At 68.2% G+C, this 4,442-nt stretch carries 4 protein-coding genes; all 4 read left to right on the forward strand.

What is annotated here, in order from left to right; all coding sequences use genetic code 11:
• Window positions 1-2,235: fasciclin domain-containing protein (locus ACIRA7_RS15170; RefSeq protein WP_396221682.1), on the forward strand; the 2,235-nt coding region annotated here is incomplete at its 5' end.
• A 35-nt stretch (window positions 2,236-2,270) separates the two neighbouring features.
• Window positions 2,271-2,759 (forward strand): hypothetical protein, encoded by a 489-nt coding sequence (locus tag ACIRA7_RS15175; RefSeq protein WP_396221683.1) that lies wholly within the window; start codon window positions 2,271-2,273, stop codon window positions 2,757-2,759.
• Between the two features lie 137 nt (window positions 2,760-2,896).
• Window positions 2,897-3,742, forward strand: coding sequence for a CsgG/HfaB family protein (locus ACIRA7_RS15180; RefSeq protein ID WP_396221684.1), 846 nt, complete (start codon window positions 2,897-2,899; stop codon window positions 3,740-3,742).
• Window positions 3,739-4,442: hypothetical protein (locus ACIRA7_RS15185; protein WP_396221685.1), on the forward strand; the 704-nt coding region annotated here is incomplete at its 3' end. The genes ACIRA7_RS15180 and ACIRA7_RS15185, both read left to right, overlap by 4 nt.

The raw sequence follows: 4,442 nt of genomic DNA on the forward strand, positions 1-4,442 counted from the left end.
GCCGTCCTCACCAAGGTGCTCACCTTCCATGTGGTACCCGGCCGCATCACGGCCAACCAGCTGCAGAACGGGCAGACGCTCACCACCGTGGAAGGCACCGCGCTCCCGGTGACCGTCGCCAACGGCGTCGTCACGGTTGGCGGCGCGCGCGTCACCACCGCCGACATCAACGCCTCCAACGGCGTGGTGCACCTCATCGACGGTGTACTGCTGGGCAGTCTCGACATCGTCGACAACGCCATCATTCGCGGATTCAGCTCGCTGGTGAGCGCCGTGACCACGGCCAACCTCGCCGGTGCGCTGCGCGGCGGAAATCTCACCGTGTTCGCCCCCACCAACGCGGCCTTCGCCGCCATTCCCGGCGGTGCGCCGACAACGGCCGCCGCCCTGGCTCCGGTACTCCAGCTGCACGTGGTGGGCTCACGCGCCCTCTCCACCCAGCTCACCAACGGCCAGCAGCTGCCCTCCCTGCTCACTGGCGTGAACCTCACGGTCGGCCTCGCCGGTGGTCGCGTGAACATCACCGGGCCGCGCAACACCGTGCAGGTCGTCACCGCCGACATCGTGGCGAAGAACGGCGTCATTCATGTCGTCGACAATGTGCTGCTCCCCGCCGCGCCGCCGCAGACGATTACGCAGACCGCCGTGGCCACCCCACAGCTCTCCACGCTGGTCACCGCCCTGCAAGCGGCCGAACTCACCGGCACGCTCAGTGGCCCGGGCCCCTTCACCGTGTTCGCGCCGGTGAACGATGCCTTTGCCGCGCTTCCCGCCGGCGTGGTGCAGCGTCTCCTTGAAACGGGCAATCGCGCCATCCTGAGCAAGCTGCTCACCTTCCACGTGGTGCCGGGCCGCATCACCGCCAGTCAGCTGCAGAACGGACAGACGCTCACCACCGTCGAAGGCACGCAGCTCCCGGTGACCGTCGCCAACGGCGTCGTCACCGTGGGTGGAGCGCGCGTGACCACGGCCGACGTCAACGCTTCGAATGGCGTGGTGCACCTCATCGACGGCGTGCTGCTGGGCAGCCTGGACATCGTGGACAACGCCATCATCCGCGGCTTCAGCTCGCTGGTGAGTGCCGTAACGGCCGCCAACCTCGGCACCGCGCTGCGCGGTGGCAGCCTCACCGTGTTCGCCCCCACCAATGCCGCGTTCTCGGCGATCCCTGGTGGCGCGCCGAGCGATGTGGCGGCCCTCACGCGTGTCTTGCAGCTGCACGTGGTGGGCTCGCGGGCGCTCTCCACGCAGCTCACCAACGGGCAGCGGCTCACGTCGCTGTTGCCGGGCGGCACGCTCACCGTATCGCTCGCCAACGGCGGAGTGCGCATTGCCGGTCCGCAGAACTCGGCGGCGGTGGTGACCGCCGATATCGTGGCCAAGAACGGCGTCATTCACGTCATCGACAACGTGCTGCTGCCGGCGCCGGCGCTTGGCACCATCACGCAGACCGCCGTGGCCACGGCGCAGCTGTCCACGCTGGTCGCCGCACTGCAGGCCGCTGAGCTCACCGGCACGCTGAGTGGGACGGGCCCGTTCACGGTGTTCGCGCCGGTCAATGCGGCCTTTGCCGACCTCCCCGCAGGTGTGGTGCAGCGTCTGCTGGAGACGGGCAATCGCGCCATCCTGAGCAAGCTGCTCACCTTCCACGTGGTACCAGGTCGCATCACGGCCAGCCAGCTCCGCAATGGGCAGACGTTGACCACGGTGGAAGGCACCACGCTGCCCGTGACGGTTACCAGCGGCTTCTTCTTCGTGGGCGGCGCACGCGTGACCACCGCCGACATCGAAGCCTCGAACGGCGTAGTGCACCTCATCGACGGCGTGCTGCTTGGCAGCCTGGACATCGTGGACAACGCAATCATCCGCGGGCTGAGTTCACTGGTCGGCGCCGTGACGGCGGCGAATCTGACCACGGCGCTGCGTGGTGAGAACCTCACCGTGTTCGCCCCCACCAACGCGGCGTTCGCGGCCATCCCCGGTGGCGCACCGACGAATCCGGCAACGCTCGCGAGCGTGCTGCAGTTGCACGTGCTGGGGTCGCGGCTCTCCGCCGCCGATCTGAGCAACGGCCGGCGTCTGAACACGCTGCTGCCCAACACCAGCCTCACGGTGGAACTCATTGCCCGCCACGTGCGGCTCAACGGACCGCGTAACTTCGCGACGGTCGCGACCACCGACATCGTGGCCAAGAACGGCATCATTCACCTGATCGATACCGTGCTGCTGCCCTGAGTCACCTCGCGTGACGTGCGAAACGGTCATCCGGCATGTCTGCCGGGTGGCCGTTCCGTCCTGCGTTCCTGACCATCGCGCTGGCCTTCGCTGCGTGCACAGAGCGAGCGCCAGGCCGTGCCGACACGGTCACGCGCGTGGCGCCTGCTGCGGAGACCGCCCAGGACACCGGTGCGGCGAGTCGCGCCGTGACCAGCGCCGCACTCGCGCCCGATGGCGGGGGCCTGCGTATCGTCCTGGAGCCCTCAGGATCCGCGCGCCCCATCCCGTTTGGCGAACCGCGGGCGTCAGTCGTGGAGCCGGTCAGCCGCCGGCGTAACGGGCAGCAGCCCGAGATGGCCGAGAATCTCGAGTGCCGTGCCACCGTGTCGACGTGGCCGGCGTGCGGGCTGCAACGTTGGTTCACGCCCGATGCGGCCCCGCAGTTCATCGGGTGGTTCGCCGGGTTCATGCTTGACGATCCCGTGCCTGGCAGACACTATCCGCGGGCTTCGACTCCCCGGTGGCCGGCCGTACGCGAGTGACGCGCGTCTGCTCGGCCGTTGGTCCTCTGCTTTGCCCTTCACGACTCGCTGGTATCCACTGAATGTTTGCCCTACGCCGCTGGGCCGGCGCGTGTGCGCTGCCACTGGGACTTCTCAGTGCGTGCGCGACCACCGCCATGTCCCCCGCCCGCGCCGGTATTCGCGCCGCCATCGCGTCGGAAGAACGGATTGCTCCCAGCAAATTCCCCGCACGTTCCGTGGCGGTCCTGCCGGTGGCTGCTGACCCCGCCGACACGATCGCCGTGGCGCTGAGCTGGGCGCTCACGGAAATGCTGAGCCAAGACCTGTCGCGTACGCGACGCGTGGCCGTGGTCGAGCGTATCCGGATTGGCGCGTTGATCTCTGAGCTCGCATTGGCCGGCTCTGGTCGGGTGGACACTCTCAGCGCACCGCGTGCCGGGCGCCTCCTCGGTGCCCGACGGGTTGCCGCAGGACGCATCACGCGTGATGGGACATCCAACGATCGCTATCGCGTCACCTTGCGTACGATCGACGTAGGATCGGGCACCGCGTCAGCTGATTTCAGCACGGTCGTCTCGCTCGACGACGTGTCACGCGGCGAGCAGGTGCTGCTGCAGCAGTTGACGACGGCCCTTGGCTTTTCGCCAGCCGAGATCGCGCGCGCCGCGAGCACACGCCCGCCGATTCCGACGGACGCCCTGCTTCGCTTCGGCGATGGCGTGCAGGCGGTTGCTACCGGAAACAGGACCGTCGGCGTAAGCACGCTGCAGGAGGCCGCGAATCAAGCGCCCCTCTTCGGCGATGCGAAAATCGCGATCCGCAATGCCAACCGGGGTGACTACGCGGAGGTGACCGCTGACGACGATCGACGCGCCAAGTTGCGCAGCCTCGCGCAAACGGTGAGCCCGCTGGTCGCGGTGCGAACGGCCGAAGCGGTCGACGCGACCGCCGCTACCGTGGTGCAGCAGGTTTCCATCTCTGTCATCGTGATCATTCCATGAGCCGACGTCGTGTTCGTCACTGCGTGATCGGCGCCGCATTGGCCGCGCTTGTGCCCGCCTGGGTGCAGGCACAGGCCGCCGGATCAGGCAATCAGCTGCTGCACGTGGTCTATCAGCAGTGGACGCCGTCGAGTGGTGTGGGGACGGACTCGGTGCTTGTTACCGGCGTCTCTCAAGCGGCGGTGCCGCTGGCGTTCCATTTCGGCGGCAACGGCCGGTTCACGTTCGACGTGAGCGGCGGCGCGGCCATGTCACGAGTCCGCGTGAGGCAGGGGACCGCTCCCGAGAGGACGCTTGAGCTGAATGGCATCACGGATATCCGTGGGCTGTTGACGGCCACGGCCTTCAACGATCACGTCGCGTTTCTGGCCGGAGGGACCGTTCCTACCGGTGCCACATCGCTTGCGCCCGCGCAGCTCACGGCGCTCGGCGCGATCGCCGCACCCGCTACGAGATCCCCGGTGCCGGTGTTTGGTGGTGGCGGCGGCGGTACGGCTGGCCTCACGGCCACACAGCAGGTGGGTGACTGGAGTGTGAGCGTGGGCAGCGGTTACGAGCGACGCTTCCGCTTCGTGCCCTTCACTGAATTGGTCGCCGGTACACCCGTTGATGCGTCCATCGCACCCGGCGCCGTGGTGACCGCGAGCGGGCAGCTTGACGGTGAGATCGCCGGTGCTGCCGTCACGCTCGACGCCAGCGT

This window comes from Gemmatimonas sp. (assembly GCF_044376735.1).
GTDB lineage: Bacteria > Gemmatimonadota > Gemmatimonadetes > Gemmatimonadales > Gemmatimonadaceae > Gemmatimonas.